At 49.2% G+C, this 19,790-nt stretch carries 15 protein-coding genes and 1 pseudogene; 4 read left to right on the forward strand and 12 right to left on the reverse strand.

What is annotated here, in order from left to right; genetic code table 11:
* From G5S52_RS22270 to G5S52_RS22285, 4 genes are all read right to left on the reverse strand, one after another.
* Positions 1-516: a GNAT family N-acetyltransferase gene (locus G5S52_RS22270; RefSeq protein ID WP_165018600.1), complete on the reverse strand. Its 516-nt coding sequence runs from the start codon at positions 514-516 to the stop codon at positions 1-3.
* Positions 517-546: 30 nt separating this feature from the next.
* Entirely contained in the window at positions 547-870 is a 324-nt protein-coding gene (locus tag G5S52_RS22275; RefSeq protein ID WP_165018602.1) for a hypothetical protein, read from the reverse strand.
* Positions 871-875: 5 nt separating this feature from the next.
* Positions 876-1,205 carry a hypothetical protein gene (locus G5S52_RS23645; RefSeq protein ID WP_205744029.1) on the reverse strand — a complete coding sequence of 110 codons (330 nt, stop codon included), beginning with the start codon at positions 1,203-1,205 and terminating at the stop codon, positions 876-878.
* Positions 1,206-1,355: 150 nt separating this feature from the next.
* Entirely contained in the window at positions 1,356-2,498 is a 1,143-nt protein-coding gene (locus tag G5S52_RS22285) for a patatin-like phospholipase family protein (RefSeq protein ID WP_165018604.1), read from the reverse strand.
* A 291-nt stretch (positions 2,499-2,789) separates the two neighbouring features.
* On the opposite strand from G5S52_RS22285, the gene speB reads away from it, so the two are divergent.
* Positions 2,790-3,704: an agmatinase gene (speB, locus tag G5S52_RS22290; protein WP_165018606.1), complete on the forward strand. Its 915-nt coding sequence runs from the start codon at positions 2,790-2,792 to the stop codon at positions 3,702-3,704.
* Positions 3,705-3,724: 20 nt separating this feature from the next.
* Here speB and G5S52_RS22295 read toward each other — a convergent pair whose 3' ends face one another.
* Complete coding sequence (locus G5S52_RS22295) at positions 3,725-4,612, reverse strand: alpha/beta fold hydrolase (protein WP_165018608.1); 888 nt, start codon at positions 4,610-4,612, stop codon at positions 3,725-3,727.
* A 189-nt stretch (positions 4,613-4,801) separates the two neighbouring features.
* On the opposite strand from G5S52_RS22295, the gene G5S52_RS22300 reads away from it, so the two are divergent.
* Together G5S52_RS22300 and G5S52_RS22305 are read left to right on the forward strand one after the other, a co-directional pair.
* Positions 4,802-5,284, forward strand: coding sequence for a 2-thiouracil desulfurase family protein (locus tag G5S52_RS22300; protein WP_165018610.1), 483 nt, complete (start codon positions 4,802-4,804; stop codon positions 5,282-5,284).
* A gap of 301 nt (positions 5,285-5,585) precedes the next feature.
* A complete protein-coding gene (locus G5S52_RS22305) occupies positions 5,586-6,608 on the forward strand; it encodes a LacI family DNA-binding transcriptional regulator (RefSeq protein ID WP_002541195.1) in 1,023 nt (340 codons plus the stop codon).
* Between the two features lie 74 nt (positions 6,609-6,682).
* Here the strand turns inward: G5S52_RS22305 and G5S52_RS22310 are convergent, their stop codons facing one another.
* The 6 genes from G5S52_RS22310 to G5S52_RS22335 all read right to left on the reverse strand — a co-directional run bounded on the left by G5S52_RS22310 (position 6,683) and on the right by G5S52_RS22335 (position 15,828).
* Positions 6,683-10,141: a 1,3-beta-D-glucan phosphorylase, GH149 family gene (locus G5S52_RS22310; protein WP_165018612.1), complete on the reverse strand. Its 3,459-nt coding sequence runs from the start codon at positions 10,139-10,141 to the stop codon at positions 6,683-6,685.
* 118 nt (positions 10,142-10,259) lie between these two features.
* Entirely contained in the window at positions 10,260-11,228 is a 969-nt protein-coding gene (locus G5S52_RS22315; RefSeq protein ID WP_165018614.1) for an ABC transporter ATP-binding protein, read from the reverse strand.
* A gap of 14 nt (positions 11,229-11,242) precedes the next feature.
* Positions 11,243-12,196: an ABC transporter ATP-binding protein gene (locus G5S52_RS22320; protein ID WP_165018616.1), complete on the reverse strand. Its 954-nt coding sequence runs from the start codon at positions 12,194-12,196 to the stop codon at positions 11,243-11,245.
* Positions 12,196-13,167 carry an ABC transporter permease gene (locus G5S52_RS22325; RefSeq protein WP_165018619.1) on the reverse strand — a complete coding sequence of 324 codons (972 nt, stop codon included), beginning with the start codon at positions 13,165-13,167 and terminating at the stop codon, positions 12,196-12,198. The genes G5S52_RS22320 and G5S52_RS22325 overlap by 1 nt, the downstream gene beginning before the upstream one ends.
* Positions 13,168-13,178: 11 nt before the next feature.
* On the reverse strand, positions 13,179-14,153 hold the full coding sequence (locus G5S52_RS22330; protein WP_165018622.1) for an ABC transporter permease: 975 nt from the start codon (positions 14,151-14,153) through the stop codon (positions 13,179-13,181).
* 40 nt (positions 14,154-14,193) lie between these two features.
* Positions 14,194-15,828, reverse strand: a complete 1,635-nt coding sequence (locus G5S52_RS22335) for an ABC transporter substrate-binding protein (protein ID WP_165018625.1) — start codon at positions 15,826-15,828, stop codon at positions 14,194-14,196.
* Between the two features lie 838 nt (positions 15,829-16,666).
* Between G5S52_RS22335 and G5S52_RS22340 the strand changes: the two genes are divergently transcribed.
* Entirely contained in the window at positions 16,667-17,365 is a 699-nt protein-coding gene (locus tag G5S52_RS22340) for a hypothetical protein (RefSeq protein WP_165018627.1), read from the forward strand.
* Positions 17,366-17,441: 76 nt separating this feature from the next.
* Here the strand turns inward: G5S52_RS22340 and G5S52_RS23650 are convergent.
* Positions 17,442-19,790 (reverse strand): annotated as a pseudogene (locus tag G5S52_RS23650) (hypothetical protein); the annotation flags it as partial.

Here is a 19,790-nt window from a genome sequence, read left to right on the forward strand (position 1 = left end):
TTAAAATGGCAGCCCCATCAGCTTTACGTCGTCTGATGGCCAGACTTTGTTCAGGCTTTTCGCCATGGTTTTTCCAGCCAATATCCACCCGTTTTCCGGGTTATGCATGAGGACATTTGTCGTCGTTTCATAGCCGCTGGAGCTGTAAATCTCTGCTTCCCCAAACAACAACGCAAAATCATCTCCTGCGGCCAATCTATGCTGATGCACTTCTTTGAGTATCTGCTTGACCAGCCCCTGACCACGAAATGCCTGATTGACACAAACTTCCGCAATACCCGCAATGGAATACTCAATTCCATCAATAGATACCTGTTTTTCGTGGACGGCAATATGCGCAGCGAGTTCATCACCTTCCCAAGCCATATATCGGTGTTGAGGCATTTCTTTGTAATAGCGTTGCTGAGCAAAGTGTTCAGGGTCGTTGTTGTTGAGGAAACAACGGCTGAGGAGTCCTCTGATTTGCTCATCAATCATGTCAGTCACATCAGAGTCTGGGAGGTATTGAATTCGCATTGTTTACCTTATGACGAGGTGAGTTTGCAATTACTCTATATTATTGATTTTATTATTTCTACGATTAAAAAGGCGGGAAAGAAATCCGACTTGGAGATAACCATAAACCAGCTGAATGGAAACAATAATAGGGACTAACCAAGTCGGCAGATGTATATCCAGGAACGAAACTAAAACAGAAGGCAGACCCAGTACAAATAAACTCACTGCCACAAAAGCGGTTAAGCTGTAGTCGAATACGCCCCAGTCTGATTTGAACCCCAAACCCAGCACAACGCTTAATGCCAGAAACCAAAGACCGATCACGACAACAAAGTGGAGCAGACTAAAAAGAAGAAGTTTTGGTGATGACAACAGTTTTACCACTCCCGCCAGTTTTCAGTGATGTCTTCTTCAACACTGTGCCCTGCCTGAGCGACAACATAGAATATCAGCTCACAAATACCTTCACGCTGATCGGTTTCTATCAGGCATTCACCACATTGTTTGTTCAAGTCGTTCAACGCCAGGACCAAAGCTTTCACTTGCGCATCCACCCAAGATATATCCGCTTTTTTGCCTGACAACATCACGTTACCGGCAAAGTTATTGAGCAGTTCACCGCAGTATTCGACCTGTGACAGCTGATACGGTGGATTGTCATCATTTGCAATGAACTCCGCCATCCAATAAAGGATGCTTTTGCGCATCGATTCGACTTCCTTATCCAAGGCCTAATATTCCTTTTATTGCTGTGTCTGGTAATTAGTATGCCTAGGGAGGAAAATAAGGAATGTTTAGTCATCAAGACTGGAAGGAAGAAATCCAGCGGGCACATTCGTCCCGCTGGTTGAGTTTTTCTAGGAGGCTTTGTCGAGCTTATTGCTTGCCACTTTATTGCCTTCTACCCAACACCCTTCATACTGGCGTTGGTGGAAATGACAAGGTAAGCCTTCGTTAGGTTGCGTCCATGGCGATTCTTTCAGCGCCTGTTTCATGTCGTTATAGCCACATTCGCGGCGCAGACGGATAGAGCGGCGGGAGAACTCAGCATCGCTGAGTGGAATATGCCCCTGAAGCGGATCAAAAGTGATATGTACGATATCTATCTTATTGCCGACTTTCAGCGTCGTCACATCCGGCACTTGCGCGCTGCCTACCAGTTCTGGGGCGGTTTTCAGCACATGGTCGAGGTTGCGTTTGGCAATCAAAGCTTCAACATGCTCGCTGGTACGGCTGGCAAATTGAATTTCCTTCTCGCGCCACAGCACTTCACTCATGGTTTTCGGCAACTCTCCATTCGCGTTCCAAAGGTCGACCATAAAAATCAGCAGTTCATCATCACCCGCCAGATCCAAAATACCATTCACTGGCGTGTTCGAAACTACACCGCCATCCCAGAAGTATTCCTCCCCAATCTGAGTGGCTGGGAAGCCAGGAGGCAAGGAGCCGCTTGCCACTGCGTGGGCCGGTTCAATTTCGTCTGTTTTACTGTCAAAGAACACCAGTTCGCCATCTGTCACACGGGTCGCACCGACGGTTAAACGGGTTTTGTTTTGATTGATCAGCTCAAAGTCAGCGAGTTCAGCCAAGGTTTTGAAAAGCGGTGAAGTATCGTAGAAACTGGTTGCCGCTTCACCCGGAGGCGCGAGCCAAGGATTAATCGGGCGTGGCGTAAAGAAATCAGGTTGACCAAACATCAGTGCTGAAGAAGCACTCATGGTGTTGAATGCCATTGCCAGTGACATTGGAATATTTGCATCGGTATCTGGACGTGAAATGCGTTCCCAAAAAGCTTCCAGTTTGCCTAATCTGTCTTCAGGCTTATTACCCGCCAACACTGCTGAATTCAACGCGCCAATAGAAATGCCTGCAAACCAGTCTGGCTCAAACCCCGCTTCTTTCATCGCTTCATAAGCGCCAATGTGATACGCCCCTAAAGCGCCGCCACCTTGCAGCACCAAACAAACTTTAGGCTTCTTGTTGCGTCTTGTTGTTGCCATGTCCCTGTCTCCTGTGATTTGAACTGACTTCTTTATAGACCAGTAAATTAGGCATTGGCATGACGTTTTTTATTTGTTCAGGGACAAGCACGGTGCGGTCACAATTTGTGTTTAATGCTTACACCCAGACGATCTGAAGATGCTGGATTCAACAAGTCGCTTCAATTTTTTAAGTGCACATACTTTTCTGTGAATTGTTCGCTGATGCAGAAAATAGACATAGGCATTTGCCCCACCTGCTAATTTGTAGAAATAATGACCAAACAATCATTAGCCACTAGAGAGGCTGGTATGGAAGACGTATTTTCAAGAAAAGATGATTCATTGTATTCCAATCCCTATTCGTTTCTTCGCCTGCCCATGGTTAAAGATCCAAGAGATACCGCTGCCGATGTAGTGGTTTTGGGCATGCCGTATGACATGGCAACAACCGGACGATCAGGCACGCGTTTAGGACCTGATGCCGTCAGGCGTGCGTCGGTGAATCTCGCGTGGGAAGGGTTTCGCTACCCTTGGCCGTTCGATCTTCGTGAGCGATGCAATATCGTTGATGCCGGAGATTTAATTTTCACCTGTGGTGACAGCGAAGATTTCCTCGACATGGCAACCAGTGCAGCGAATGACATTCTCACCACAGGCAAAGCCATGCTCACACTGGGCGGAGATCATTTCGTCACCCTTCCTCTGCTTCGCGCACATCACGCCAAGCATGGTGAAATGGCGCTCATTCATTTCGATGCCCATACCGATACATACAGCCAAGGCAGCAAGTACGACCATGGCACCATGTTTTATCACGCACCCAAAGAAGGGTTGATTGACCCATCAGCCTCAGTACAAATTGGGATCCGGACAGATTACGACAGAGACCACCATGCGTTTAACGTGATTTGTGCGGAAGCCGCCAATGACATGACGCCGGATGAGATCGCCAATCATGTCAAAGCTTTGGTAGGCGGAAAGCCCGCGTACATTACTTTTGATATCGATTGCCTTGATCCCGCCTTTGCTCCCGGTACAGGCACACCGGTGATAGGCGGAATAACCTCTGACAAAGCATTGAGGATCTTACGTGGGTTGCGCGGTATCAATCTGGTTGGGATGGATGTAGTGGAAGTCAGCCCGCCTTTCGACAATAGCGAAATTACAGCTTTAGCCGGCGCGACGATCGCCACTGAGCTGCTCCACCTTTGGGCATCAAAATAAACTCGCAGAAGCTTGGGTAGTCAGCCAGCGTTGCGTTTCTGGCTGACTTCCTGCTCGATGGGATGCGCTTCAATAAAGTGTTCGACATCATGTCGGTATGACTTGTAGAACAGATTAGGCGCATGCCCACATCCCAGATAGTAATTTACGGCCATTTCCGGCTGAACTTCCCGCATTTTTTTCACTATGCCTTTAGTGAGCACGTCTGAGTGCAAACCGTGCATCAGCATTAGCGGCAAATTCAGGTTCCCAAAATGTCGCCAGAGATTCATCGGCGGAGAGTTGGGGTCATACTGCGCCAGAATTTGAGGATCATAGTGCGTGGTGTAGTCACCGTTTTCCAGCCTTCGGACGGAAGCCGAAATCATGGTGTGCCATTGTTCGCAAGTGTGGGGACCAAATGGTTGGTATAGCGTTTGGAGATATTGGTTAATTTCGTTATAGCGACGGAATGCGATGGGTTTCTGCACGTAATTAACGATACGCTCTAACGCATCTTGCGGCACTTCCGGGCCAATATCGTTAAGCACCAATGTGGTAATCCGAGCACCGAAATCAGGGCTGGACGCGATCAACATGCCAATCAAACCGCCCATACTTGTACCAACCCAATGCACTTTATCGCAACAATAGAAGTCCATCAGTTTCACAGCCATATCAATGTAGTTGGCGTAGCTGTATTCGGTTTTCGGATTATCCGCCCACTGAGAAAGCCCTCGTCCAAGGGTGTCAGGTGCAAGCACCCGGTAGCCTTTTGCAGCCAGCTCATCCCCAAGCTCAACAAAATCGATGCTGTTGCGTGCCAAGCCATGCCAGCAAATCACTGTCTCCCCGCCTTCAGGGTTCCATGCACGAACGTGGATTTCGCGTCCGTTGATAATTGGATACTGATGCAGCATTTCAGACATGATTTGGCTCTCCCTCCGTGTTCCCCTTCGCGCACATCACCATCTATTGGTTTGGATTTCACAGGGGGTAAGACTAATTATTTGACCGATTTCACATTTCCTCAACTCTACTGTGAAAAAAAGTCTGTTTCTCTTCAATCCAGATCCGATACCATCGCCGTTAACCATTTCAAAACCACGCGAACCTCTATGAAAAAAGTGCTGGTCAGTGCCTGTCTAATGGGCCAGAAAGTCCGTTATGACGGCAATGCCCTTCTTCAAGAATCTGAAGCATTTCAACGGTTAACACAACAGGCAAAAGTGATCACATTCTGCCCTGAGGTCGCCGGAGGTCTTCCTACCCCGCGCCCGCCAGCTGAAATCGATGTTGCCGATGGCGATGCGGTTATTGCCGGTACAGGAAAAGTCATTTCCGTCCAGCAGTTAGATGTGACAGACGCCTTTATCTCTGGGGCCCGTCAAACCCTCGCACTTTGTCAGCAACATGGCATTAAGATCGCCGTGTTGACCGAATCCAGTCCTTCCTGCGGCAGTTCACTTGTCTATAGCGGTGAGTTTGCTGGCAACAAAATTCCCGGTCATGGTGTGACCTCCGCATTACTCCGACAGCACGGCATTAAAGTGTTCAGTCAGTTTTCAATCGAAGACGCTTTGGCTGAACTATCATTATGAAAGCGCTTTCACTGAAATTAGTGACTCACAATTGAGCACTTCAGTATCAAAAGTGTTAATTACTGAACATTTGTGAGCTATGCAAAGCCTTTCTATTTGGCAATGCGTCGCATTTCGTGGCAAAACTTACTCTATTTGAAAAAATAGCCGCGCCAAATGAATAAAGTTGCGAATTCAACTGACCCTAGGTTTAAGACGAAGATTCGTATCCATTAGTCATCACTAAAGAAAGCACTTTCATAGCAATGGAAGGCAATAAAATCACGGCGTGCAACATCAAGTTAATGAAAGGAAGAGCTCGTTGATTACCATTAAAGAAGTGGCAGAGCTGGCGAATGTTTCCCAGTCCACCGTGTCACGGGCATTGAATGGTCACAAGTCGGTGAAGGAAAAAAACCGCGTGAAAGTATTCGATGCCATCGAGAAACTCGGCTATCAGCCTAATGCCTTTGCCCAGGCATTGGCGTCGAACAAGTCACACAGTATCGGGATGCTGGTAGGTACCTTTGATGGTCCCTACTTTGGCCCCTTGATGCACCATGTCGAAAAAGTAGTTCGTCAGAAGAATTATCACCTCATCATCACCAGTGGCCACGAAAACTATGATGAAGAGCAGGAGTCTATCTGTTTTCTGAATGCGAAAAAGATCGACGGTTTGGTACTGACTTCAGACATGATGAGCGACGCGGATATTCTACAGATTGTGGAAAAAACACCTGCGACCATGCTGATGAACCGCTATATCCCTGAAATTTCAGATCAATGTATCTGCATGGACAATGAGTGGGGTGGCTATATCGCCACCGAGCATCTGATTAAAAACGGTCATCGCCGCATTGGTTGTGTCACCGGTCAGCTCAGCAAGATAGACAGCCGCGAGCGCCTTCAGGGTTATCGCAATGCGCTGGAAAAATATGGCATCGAATACGATCAGAATCTGGTGGTTGAAGGTCGATTTGACCACGATGGCAATGACAAAGCGGTTCGCCGTCTGATGGATCGCGACAGCAGTATTACCGGCATTTTCTGTTTGAACGACAGTATCGCACTGGCCGCTTATGGTGTTTGTCATGACCGTGGCATGAAGGTAGGCGAAGACATCTCCATTGTTGGATTCGATAACCACACTTACAGCCAATACATGACGCCAAGCCTCACCACTATCCACTTCCCACTGGAAGACATGGCATGTCAGGCTGCCCGAGGTGTTTTGAACATGCTGGAAGGCAAGCCTCTCTCTAACATCAACACCCGTTTGTTCCCTACTCTGATGGAGCGTGGGTCAGTGAAAACCCTCTCCACTGCTGAGGTCACTACGGCTTAACAACTGTTGATTTATCAAGCCTCACATAAAAAAACAGCCGCATCATGCGGCTGTTTTTGTTTTCGCGATTGTGATTAACCGGCAGGGTTCAGTTTGCTGCGCGGTACATCAACAGTGATTTGTGCGATTTCGCCGGTACGGCTAAATAGCTTCTTACAAACAGATTCCGGCATCTTGTAGCCTTCAATAGAAAGCACGTCACCAGAAGTCAGCGTTACCACAATCTTGGTGTTTCCGCTGTCGTTCAAGCGGTAAACAAACGGTACCTGACAGTAAGTAAACGCCAGTTCACCTGCATTCAGCGCAATGCTTCTCTGCTCACCCTGCATGTTCACATAAGGGAACTCAGCCTCTTTACTAGAGAACTCACGTTCGAACAGCAGTGATGGAGAAATGGTGATCGCGCCACTTTCCACCAGCACACCGAGCTCACCAAATCGGGTGATGATTTCTTCTTTCACCTGACCTGTCATACCTGGCTGTTGTGCGCCCGCATGTTTTGGTGTGTGTGAGTATGGGTCAACCGGGAATGCACCGTATTCCGTTGGTGTTTTGTTGAAGCCAATCCCTTCGCGTACTCGGTAGTAGTAATCCGCCAGTTTGCGAGTTTCCGCGCTGTGTGGGTTTTCTTTCCAGCTCGCGAAGTAAACTTCCTGAACCGCCAGCAGCAGCTTGGACACCATGTGCCAGTAGATACAACCCAGGCCTTCATAACCAAACATGGTGCCGGAACGACCAGTGAACTCACGGTGGTTAAACACTGACTCATAAAGCGCCAGCACGTTTTCGTATTGCTCGTCTGACATTTGCGGGTAGTCAGCGCGAGCTGAATCCAGAGTCGCTTTCAGTGCCCCTGCATTTTCGAACTCAGCGTTGAAGTGGAACACACCATCAAGGTCTGCATACACCACACGCTTGTCACCACGCTTGTTCATGTCACGCAGCAAATCATTCTTACGCACCGCTTCTGCTTCGATACAGTTACGACGGCTGAATCCTGCCAGTTCGCGATCTGGATAGAGCATGAAAGACTTCTGGTCTTCACGATACATGTCGCTGTTGAACAGGTTATCCAGCAGAGTTACGGCCTGAGCCCCGCTCAGTGCGCCAGAACTCAGAGCTGCAACCTGACCTTCCAACATTGGGTACAGCGGCATAGAATCCAATGACTCGCTGTTGTATTGAACCACGTTGTAAGCATTGAACAAGCCATCTTCACGCAGGTTACGCTGGGTGCTGCTGTGCAGCAGATCCAAGCTGGTGTTCAGCAGCGCTTCAATGTCGTGCTTGTTAACCAATGTTTTACCGCTGAAACCTTGTTGTTGGTAAGCCTGATGACGGAAACGGCTCGCCGCATCCACCAGCTCGGTCAGCAACTTATGCTTGGTCTGGCGAGTGATCGTTTTCTTCTTCACATCAAGCAGCGTTTTATTCAGGATTTCGCTGGTCTCTTTCAACCAGGTTGCCACTTCATTAGAAATACGCACTTTTTCCGGTGCTTGTGCAAACAGTGGTTGCAGGAACTCAACATAACGACGCATGTAGTACAGCGTCACCATCGACAAACCGTTGCCTACAATCGCGTTGTTGGCGTCATTCCACTCAGGACGCTGCGTATTGAGCCAAATACCACCATCTACTACCCAGTTACCCAGTTTCGATAACAACGGCACCAGCAGCTTCTCAGAGAGGTTGACGAGGTACACTTCTTTGTCTGAATCCAATAGCAGACGACCATCGCTACCGATCATCTCGCTCAGTTTTTCTGTCTTCTCGTGCAGCTCGGTATCAAACGTCACCGTATCCTTCGGGGTCGAGAATAAGGTGCGCGTGTCTCCGATACGGTATGGCACGTTGGCATAGCTGTAGATTTCGCGGGACAGGTTTGCTGTCAGCTGTGCAGGTTCAAAACGCTCAGACCATTCCAAGAACTTCAGCAAGTAGATGATCTGGTGATCACCCCAGTAACCGATGTTGCTCCATGGATCTTCCGGCTCCAGTACTTCCCAGTCGATACCGTCTTTGGTAATACGGTAAGGGTTGTAACCATCGATCGTTGAGGCATTCACGAATTTAGCGATGAACGAGCGCAGGTAGCCCGGATAGCTCAGTGCCAATGCTTCCCAGTTCTGGAAAATATCACGCCAGTTACCCTGATAAGCCAGCAAGGGGTTGCCTTCTTTATCTTTTACTTTGATGTCGTAGTGGTTCCAGGGACGGCTTGGGTCACCGTGACGACGACCAAACGTCAATGGCAGATACTCGTAGCAAAGACGCAGCAACTGAATGTCATCCGCCTGCTCTGCGCGTTTTACCAACTCTTCATGGGTAAATGTGGCAGGCAGTGCGTCATAAAACGCTTTATTACGCAGTACCACTTTCTTGTTTGTGTTCTCTGCGGTTTGCAGCACGTCGTCTTTTCGCAAGGTATAGCCTTGCTCAAACACACCGCCACGCATGCTGTTGAACAGCACGTTCGCATAGTGGTGGTTACTGGTGGCTTCTTCTTCTGAGAACTGCCAGCCATCGACTGCGGAAATGAGAGAAACCAACTCTTCGTGGTTTTTCGCACAGTCTTGCTCTACCTTTTCGCGCAGTGATTGCTGGTCTTTTTGCTCATTACGCAAAGCAACCACACCTGCGTGATCTTTTTCGATGTCGATAACAAACAGCCAATCGTTAGTCTCGTTACCTGCCAGATCGATCATTTTGTGGATGAAGTATGCACCACGAACGCCGCGCGTCAGCGTTTCGCTTTCAATGATGTCGCCACGACGGAAAGCTGGAACCTGTTGGCTGCTGAGCAGAATTTCTGATTCGTCATTGTCGATGCAGAATACCGTGTTTGCAGTCAGTGCTTCTGCTGGGTCTGCACGGTCACTCAGCTTGGCGTACATGGTGTAAAGCGCCAATGTCGTTCCATCAACACGCTCATTCCATTTGTACGCATCTACCAATGCACTGCTCTTTTGCAACGCCACCATAGGCGCACCATTTGGCAAGATATTCTGAACGCCATCCAGCACTTCAACTTTGCGTGAATAACCTGAGAAATCGCTCAGTTCAGCGCGACGCACAAAACCATAGGTATTCCCGCTCTGCCAGCTGTATTTGAACGTCAGACGCAACGTCTGGTTAGTTTCTTCAAATACCACTTTGTCGCCCGTAATGTTTTTATAAAGGTTACGGGTGACGTTGAATTTGCCGTCATGCTGCGGATTGAACGGTTCCCAGGTCACCACATCACCCACCTCATCTTCAAGGCGGATGAAGGTTTTCGGGCCGGTGTTTTCAGCATTCTCATGGATCATATCCACTGAGCGGTACGGAAATAGGGCGTTTTCAGGGTTGCCACGGCCCGCTGACAAACATCCGGTCGACGACGCAAACAACCAGTGATCATTGGCAGACACCACACTCATAAAGAATGCAGGCATTTGATCCACATTCTCGATGCGATAAAAACGTTCGCCATTGACGTCTACGAATTGCCCCTTAACAGGGGTACTTGCCAGTTTAAAACAATGTTCCATATTTCTTGGTTCCTAAAAAGAAAGCGCTTTCTTTTTGATTTCAAAATTTCCCGGTGGGCTTTTCAACCATCACCGGGAGGTCGATAAAAAGTTTACGCTTAGTTAGGGCCTTATAGCCTTAGAGGTGGTGACACCTCGCGTAATGTCCTGGTTTGACTTCCGTCGCCTCAGGCATGGATTGTGTGCACGCTTCCGTCGCAATTGGGCAACGCGAAGCGAACGGACATCCGACACTACTGGGTTTCCACAGCGGTATCTCGCCCTTTTTAACCGATAGATCGCGGCGTCCTGCTCGTCCCACTTCTGGCACGGCTGACAGCAGCAATTTCGAGTAAGGGTGCTGGGGTGTCTGCGTCACGCTGTCGCTATCGCCCCACTCCACCATATGACCGACATACATGACGGCCGTTTTTTCTGCAAAATACCGCGCGGTGGCAATATCATGCGTTATGTACATAAAGGCGATCCCGTGTTGCTCTTTGAGATCGGCCATTAAGTTCAGAATGCCCAGACGTACTGAAACGTCCAGCATAGAAATCGGTTCATCGGCCAGAATCACTTCCGGGTCGACAGCAATGGCTCTTGCAATTGCTACGCGCTGACGCTGACCGCCACTCAACTCGTGCGGGAATTTCTCTGCGGTTTCTACCACCGGAGACAAGCCCACCAACTCAAGCAGTTCGTACACCTTATCTGCCACATTTTGCTTGTTAGCCCGCTTGTGAATCAAGAGCGGGCGAGCAATGTGGTGATAAATATTATGCACCGGATTCAAGGAGCCAAATGGGTCCTGGAAAATCATCTGCACTTGTCGCGCATATTCCAGCTCACCGTTTTCCTTGATGTATTCCGCCAGCGGCTTGCCTTTAAAGTTGACCGAGCCGCCGGTGTTTTCATAAATACGGGTGAGTATCCTTGCACCGGTACTTTTCCCAGAGCCAGACTCTCCCACAATCGCTAACGCTTCCCCTTTTTTCAGTTCAAAGGAAACGTCGTTTACCGCACGCATCAAATTGGACTTGGAGTGCCCAATGCGAAAATCCATCACCAGGTTTTTAATTTCAAGAAGGGTCTCTTTGCTTTCCATTTTAAGCTCCTTCCTTAAACCAGATGACACGCGACCTGATGCTCAGGCGCGATAAGTTTTAACTGCGGATCCTGCTCAGTGCAGGGCGCAAAACACTTGCTGCAACGCTCCTGAAAATTACACCCTTGTGGTGTATTCAGCAGGTTCACCGGATTCCCCGGAATCCCGTACAAACGCTCTTTCGGACCATGAATGGTTGGAAACGAAGACAGCAATCCTTGTGTGTAAGGATGCTGCGGCGCACCGAACACGGTATGCGCTTCGCCCAATTCAATCATATTGCCCGCATACATCACGCCGATACGGTCAGCAATTTCGCCCATCAAACTCAAGTCATGGCTGATGAACAGAATGGAAAAACCGAACTTTGCTTTAAGATCATAAAGCTCGTTCAAAATTTCCCTTTCAACGACAACATCCAATGCGGTCGTCGGCTCATCCATGATGATGAGTTTTGGTTCCAACGCCAGTGCCACTGCAATCACCACACGCTGTCGCATGCCGCCACTCAACTGGTGCGGAAATGCGGACAAACGATCCGGGTGAATCCCTACAATTTGCAGCAGCTCTGCCGCTTTTTCCGTCGCCTGTTTCAACGACACCTTTTTGTGCGCCAAAATCACATCTGTCAGCTGTTCACCAATGGTGATTACAGGGTTGAGAGAGTTCATCGCACTTTGAAAAACCACTGACACTTCATTCCAACGGAATGCGCGCAGCTGTTTATCATTCATCTTCAGCACGTCTTCGCCTTTGTAGAGGATTTCACCCTCTGAGATCAGCGCAGGCGCTTTGTGAAGACGCGATATCGCAAACGCCAGTGTGCTTTTTCCGCAGCCAGACTCACCGGCAATGCCCAGTGTTTCACCTTCGGCGATGCTCACACTGACATTGTTTACAGCTCTTGCCACGCCATTTGGCGTCACGTAGTCCACGCAGAGGTTGTTAATTTCAAGCAAGTTTGCCATTACAACCCCCTTCTCTTGTCTGCCGCTTTTTTCAGTTTGCGCCAGAGCTTCATATGTGGACCGGTTTTGAGTTTCGGGTTACTGACCTGATCAATCGACATATTGATCAGCGCCAGTGCGCCACCGGTGATAGCCAATGCCAAAGCCGGCACCATCATTTCCCACCAAGCGCCCGTGTAGAGTGCCGACGACGTTTGAGCCCAATAGAGCATTGAGCCCCAGCTCACTTCTGTCGCGTCACCCAGGCCTAAAAAACCCAACCCTGCTTCGGAGCCCATAGCGTAGATGACGGCACCCAAGAATCCGCCGAACACAATGGAAACAAGGTTGGGTAAAATCTCGACCAAAATAATACGCAGTTTCGATTCACCCATGACTTCTGCAGCCAGAATGAATTCTTTGTTGCGAATTGCCATGGTTTGCGCGCGAATCACGCGTGCGCCCCAAGGCCAGGAGGTCACCCCAAGTAAAATCGTTATCACCAATGAGCCCACTTGCCCCAGAAACGCCGCCAGGACGATCAATAAGGGGAGCTGTGGAAACACCAAGAACACATTGGTTAAAAAATTCAGTCTTTCATCAATCTTGCCGCCAAAGTAGCCAGCGGACACACCCACTGCCACGGCAATGCCCATTGCAATGAGACCCGCAAACAGCGAAACAGTCAGCGTTTTACGTGCGCCATAAAGTACTTGGCTGTATACATCACGCCCGCTTCGTGTGGTGCCCATCAAGTGCTTCTCACTCGGTGGCTGATGCGGACGCGCAACACGTTTTTCCGCTGAATATGGCGCCAACAGGTTGGCAAATATCGCCCCGACCAACACCATGGTAAGCAGCAAGGTGCCAAGAATCGCTGGCGGATTACCATAGAAAAAGGCGTAAATGCTCTTGCCAGCGCGCTTTATCGTTCCACCTTTGTTTGGCAGTTTCACTGGCTTGTTCTGGCTCGATTCCATCGTCTTATCCATGTGCCCGCTCCTTAATTCGCAATGCGCGGGTCAAGCCAGACATACAGCAAGTCGGCGATGAAATTCGCGGTGAGCACAGCCGTCACCAATATCAGCAAGATGGCCTGAATGAGCGGATAATCCCGCGCCACAATGCCTTTCAATAAAATGTTGCCCAGCCCCTGATAGTTGAACACCACTTCAGTCATGATCGAACCAGCAAAGGAAAAACCAATCGCCATTGCCACTGCAGTCGCCACAGGCAATATCGCATTACGCCCAGCGTAGCGGTACATGACACGGGTACTGCTCAAGCCCTTGGCTTCCGCCATGGTCACGTAGTCTTCGCCAAGCACATTGATCATGGCGTTGCGCATGTTGAATACCCATGCAGCAATACCAACAACCACCATTGAGCCGACTGGCAAGATGGCGTGTTTCAGCACGCTGCCGATAAATTCAAGATTGAGCCCCGGATCCAGCGACGGATCGTAGGTGTAGGCAATCGGCAACAAATCCCATTTAATCCCGAACAGGTAAAACAGGAACAAGGCAGTCACCACGTAAGGGAAGTTACTGAGAAACGCCAATACAGGCGGTACCACTTGCCCTACAAAACCCGTGCGGCGGTAAGAGGCATAAGTGCCAATCGACACACCAATAATCAACGCCACGATCAGCGAGCCAAGCGCGAGGAACAAAGTCCAAGGCAGTGCATTACCAATCACTTCCGATACGCTGATGGGGAACATCAATACTGACGGTCCCAAATCCAGCGTAAACACGCTTTTGATGTACGCCAGATACTGCTCAAAGACGTTGCCATCAAGGAAGCCGTACATTTCACGCACAGCATCCATTTGTGCTGGATCCATTTTCCCTTGCGCTGCCGCAAACAACGCTTCAACAGGGTCACCGGGCATTAGGCGAGGCAACATAAAGTTGAACGTTATCGCGATAAGAAACGCGCAGAAGTAAAAAATGAACCGTCGCAGTAAAAATGACATCGATTCGCTCCTCAACAGTCCTAGAATTCAGCGTATTCGCTTATTTCAGGTGCAGGTTATTGAGGATGATGACGCGCTTACCGCCGTCGTACCAAACTGGCTGAACGTATGGGTTTTCCTTTGTTGGCCAGCCATCGATTTTCTTGGTGCTGTACTGGAACCAGGTAGGGTTCGAGAACAACGGAATAAATGGCATGTTTTCGGCAGTAAAGACCTGCAGCTTGTCCAAAATCGCTTTTTGCTCTTCCGGTGAACCGGTCTGACCGAAGCTGTCAATGAGCGCATCAATTTCTGGGTCGTTAACACCGTGTCCCGCGTGCCAGCTGTTACCAACGCGCGAAGAAGAGAAGTATTCCTGATACGCGATGATGGGGTTAGTCGCCACCATTGACCAGTTAATCGCTACGTCATAGTTGCTTTGCTTGAGGTTGCTGTCATAGACCGCCCAATCCACCGTTTTGACGTTCGATTTGATACCGATCTCGTCATAGAACTCGGTGACCATCTGAACCACCTGGATCCAGTCAGTCCAGCCGTTAACCACCTCGATGTTGAACGCCAGCTTGGAGCCGTCCGGGTTGTCACGGTAGCCGTCACCATCGAGGTCTTTCACACCGGCTTCATCAAGCAGTGCTTTGGCTTTGTCTTGGTTGAATTCGGTCAGAGAAGCATATTGCGCAGAGATGTCTTTATTGATGTTTTGCGCATACAGCTCACCGATGCCACCTGCGTTGAAGTTAGCCGTTGGGTAACCGTAGGCTGCGATATCAACAATCAGGTCACGATCCAGTGCCATCGAAAGCGCCTGACGCACCCTCAAATCGTTGAAAGGCACTTTCTTAGTATTCAGGTAAAGGTGAATCGCATCGTTCGCTGGATACCAGAAATGGTTGTTGTCTGGGTCACGCTTCACGAACGTGGTTTCAATGTCTGCAATAAAGTTCGAACCCCAGTCCACTTCCCCTTTCATCAGCGCGGGTTGCACCTGAGAGTTATCGTTGTATGAACGGAAGTTCACACAATCCAGATAAGGGCGGCCTTCAAGGTAGTAATTCGGGTTACGGCAAAGCTCCATCTGTTGAGATTTAAGGAACTTTACTTCCGTCATTGGGCCTGTCCCGATAGGATTCGGGTTAGTGAAGGTGGTGGCGTTTTCCGCTTTGGACCAAACCTTCTCAGGCAGTATGTGGTATTTCTCCAGATTCCAGATAAAGGTTGAATCAGGATTGGTCAATGTAAACACCACGGTGCGATCGTCTGTTGCTTCTACCGATTGAAGGTTCCCCCCGGACCAGATCCCTTTTGAATCAAATGCCGGGTTGTCTTTCGCCAGAACAAAGCTGAATGCCACATCTTCTGCGCTCAGTGGTGAACCGTCTGACCATTTCAGACCTTCACGCATTTTCACTGTGATAGTTTTCAGATCGTCTGAATAGTCAGCAGACTCTGCAAGGCGGAAATCTGTTTCGCCAGTCATGTTGTTGAACACCATCAAAGGCTCAAACATGATGCCGTGGAAAATGTCTTTAGTGGTGTACGGATTGTAGTTTTCGACAAAACCAGTGGTAATGATCGGCACATTGAGCGTTCCGCCCTGCTTGATGTCAGCAGCCTGAACACCCGCAGTCAATAACGCACTGCAAACGAGAGAAGCGATCATTTTCTTATTGTGCATCTTGCCGTCCTTTTGTCGTTTTATAATCCGTTTCAATCACAGGAACTGCCCTTACCGCCATTCCAATGAAAACTTATCTAAATCTTTAATTTTTATGAGTGTAGCCAACTACTTTCCGTACGCCTTCTTGTTTAAACCAAAAAGAAAGCGCTTTCTTTGCGATAGATATTAGAAAATCCATCGTTCTCAACAAGCCGTCGTTTACCTTTTTGTAACAATGATCACAATTCCTCACTCATGGAATTATCACGAATGTCATTAATGAGACTGGTTGCATCGTTGCAGAATGATGTGTGGTGATGCTCGCAGGATTTTTGGCAAATAAGACGAGGTCGTTCCTAGCCATGAAACGCTGGAAGCAGCCAACGTTAACTAAAGTAGGAGAACGCTAACCGTTACAGAGGTTCACATGCGTTCATTTTCAACACAGTTCGCCCATGGCATTGAGAACGCTTCTAAGCCAGGCTTTTTGTCTAACAGCCTGACGCGAAAGCGTAGTCCTATTCTTTCAGATTCCCACAACCGCCTTAACACGCGAAGTGACCTTCTCTCGACCCCAACAAAAAAACTCGGAGACAAGGTAAGTACTTCCCCATCCACAGAAGAAACAAACGGTTTGATAGATCAAGCATCCGGCCCTTCAACAGCACCAACAACCACTTCAGTTCCAATAGCGCCCGCAACGACGCCAGCAACACCCGGGGTCGCATCCTCTGGCGTAAGGGTCACGTTTCCCCGCCACATCAGGCCAAGCACTTCGCCAATAAGTATGCCCGATAGAATTCCTCCCCGCGTTGACACACCGATACAAGTCAATGTGCAAGGATGGCAGTTGCCGATGAATGATGTTGCTATCAGTGTCGTCGGCGCTGGCGGTGGCAATGGTTCGTTGACCATCAATGGCAGCGCCAGGGCACACATTAATGCGAACCAGACGCTGCAACTTCGGGGGGTTAATCAAACCGCGGTCGGAAACGCCAACAACCTCAGGTTGGTTGCTGATTTCTCTGGCAATAGAATTGCTCAAAGTGCACCGTTTTCTGTATCAGCCATACCTCAAAATGGTGCTGTTTCTTTCAATTCTTTGGTGACAGGGACACGCCGAGGCGTCGTGGTTAATTTTTCCGTTGAATCTGACTCGAATACGCTTAGCGACCTTAATGAGGCCGAACATTCAGAGCAGGTGCAATATGGTTCTGGAACTGGCTGTCTTGCCGGTGCGGGGGCTGGCGCCCATAACTCTTCATATATGGCAGCCACATCTACAGGCCTCACAGACACTCATGGCACCCCAGTCAGCATGTTAACCAGCACAGGCTCTATTGTTGCCGAGCAGGTATTTACCTTTAATGACAAGCGAACTGGCGCCACAGATATTCCAGCGAGAAATACAGGCTTTCGCATTAGTCGAATTGTGTCACAACCTTCCGCAGGCAATTTTGTGATTACAACATCAAAAGTTGGTGTTGCCACGACAGCCAAAGGATTTTCCTCGACAGCAGGTTCCGGCTCGGTGTCGAGAGCACAGAATGTTTGATCTTTCGCTTTCACCTAAAAAAACAAAGGGAGCCAAACGGCTCCCTTATTATTTTAATTGCATTTAGATCAGAGCATTATTTACTGAAGTAAATGTTGTCAAGGTAGATGTCTACCGCCTGGCTTCCATCTGCACGTGCTGCTGAGATAACGATTTGAGCAATAGCGTCTCTTGATAAGTCGCCATTTCCACTCGCGTCGCTGAACTCAGCTAACGGAATAGCCAGTGTCACCACATCAGTGCTAGTAGGAATACTGGTGTATTGAATCGCACCAGTTTCTCCTGCTCCGCCGGAGTGGTTAGACAGTTTAATGTTAACCACCTGACCTGCTAACAAAGGATCAACTTTGTATTGCATGTTGAAAGTCGTGAAGCTTGAAGCATCAAACGCCGCCGATGAGAAATCGATACCGGCAAAGACTTGACCTGCACCAACAGTCATGACTTTCGCTGGGCTGCCATTAAGCTCGCCATCAATGATACGTGCTGATGAATCACCCCAGTTAGGACCCCACTCATTGACAGTGATATCCGTGTAGTCATCACTGGAGATGGAAACAACGTCTCCTGTTGTGTCAGTGCCGCCATCAGTACCACCATCGGTGCCGCCGTTAGTTCCACCATCACTCGCGGTAGGAGAGATAACAACATTGTCTATCACGTACTGAGAACCGATTCCTGTATCCCAAGCTGGGAACACCATAATCAGGTCAATGGCAGTGAGGTCTAGACCATTGTTTGACAGGTCGCTCAGGTTGAACTGGTAGTTCTTCCATACATTCAACTCTGGAAGAGTGTCTAAAGGCAGTTCCACAGCTTCATTGCCACCATTTGACTCGACTTTGAAGTTCCAAACATCAGCTGGCGTTTCACCTGCAGCAATCAGCTTGATATCAAAGGAGATCACGCCTTCTACCATCCATGCATTCACATCGACTGGCTGAGGATCTGTAGCAACACCTTCACGGGAACTAAAGCCGTTTACTGTCGCATTAACTACCTCGAAGAAGGTCACTTCACCATACTGAGCATCGCTATCAGTGATAACTGGCGGTGTGGTATTACCACAGCAATCCCACGCTACCCACTGAGGATTCGCTGCATTGTTGAAGATAACAATTGGCGTGGTGCCGGTTGTTCCACCGTCAGTCGTGCCACCGTCAGTCGTGCCACCATCTGTCGTGCCACCATCTGTCGTGCCACCATCTGTCGTGCCACCATCTGTCGTACCACCATCAGTCGTGCCGCCGTCAGTACCGCCGTTGCTGAAGTAGATGTTATCCAGATAGATATCTACAGACTCATCCGTGTCGGCTCTTGCCGCAGAGATAACAATTTGTGCGATCGCATTGCGTGCCAAAGAGCCACTTGCATCTGCACTGGTAAAGTCATCTAACGGAATTGCCAGGGTCACAACGTCTGAACCTGTCGGTACGCTGGTGTATTGAACCGCGTTGCTCTCACCTGCGCCGCCTTCGTGATTCGACAACTTAATGTTAACCACTTGACCTGCCAACAAAGGTTCTACTTTGTATTGCATGTTGAACGTGGTGTAACCCGTTGCGTCAAAGGCTGCTGATGAGAAGTCAATACCTGCGAAGGTTTGACCTGCGCCAAGCGTGATCACTTTGGCTGGGCTATCGTTCAGCGTGCCATCGATGATGCGTGCTGAAGCGTCGCCCCAGTTAGGGCCCCACTCATTAACAGCGATATCTGTATAATCATCACTGAATACAGATACTACAGCATCTGTAGTACCACCATCGGTACCACCATCAGTACCGCCATCGGTTCCACCGTCAGTACCACCATCGGTGCCGCCGTCAGTGTTGCCGCTGAAGTAAATATTATCCAGATAGATATCTACAGACTCATCCGTGTCGGCTCTTGCCGCAGAGATAACGATTTGTGCGATCGCATTGCGTGCCAAAGAACCACTTGCATCTGCACTGGTAAAGTCATCTAACGGAATTGCCAGGGTAACAACGTCTGAACCTGTCGGTACGCTGGTGTATTGAAGTGCGTTACTCTCACCTGCGCCACCGTCGTGATTCGACAACTTAATGTTAACCACTTGACCTGCCAACAAAGGTTCTACTTTGTACTGCATGTTGAACGTGGTGTAACCCGTTGCATCAAAGGCTGCTGATGAGAAGTCAATACCTGCGAAGGTTTGACCTGCGCCAAGCGTGATCACTTTGGCTGCGCTATCGTTCAGCGTGCCATCGATGATGCGTGCTGAAGCGTCGCCCCAGTTAGGGCCCCACTCATTAACCGCGATATCGGTGTAGTCGTCGCTGAAGATAGAAACAACACTTCCCGTTGTACCACCATCAGTGCCACCATCGGTGCCGCCGTCAGTACCACCATCGGTGCCGCCGTCAGTACCACCATCGGTGCCGCCGTCAGTACCACCATCAGTGCC

Source organism: Grimontia sedimenti (genome assembly GCF_011045095.1).
Lineage (GTDB): Bacteria > Pseudomonadota > Gammaproteobacteria > Enterobacterales > Vibrionaceae > Enterovibrio > Enterovibrio sedimenti.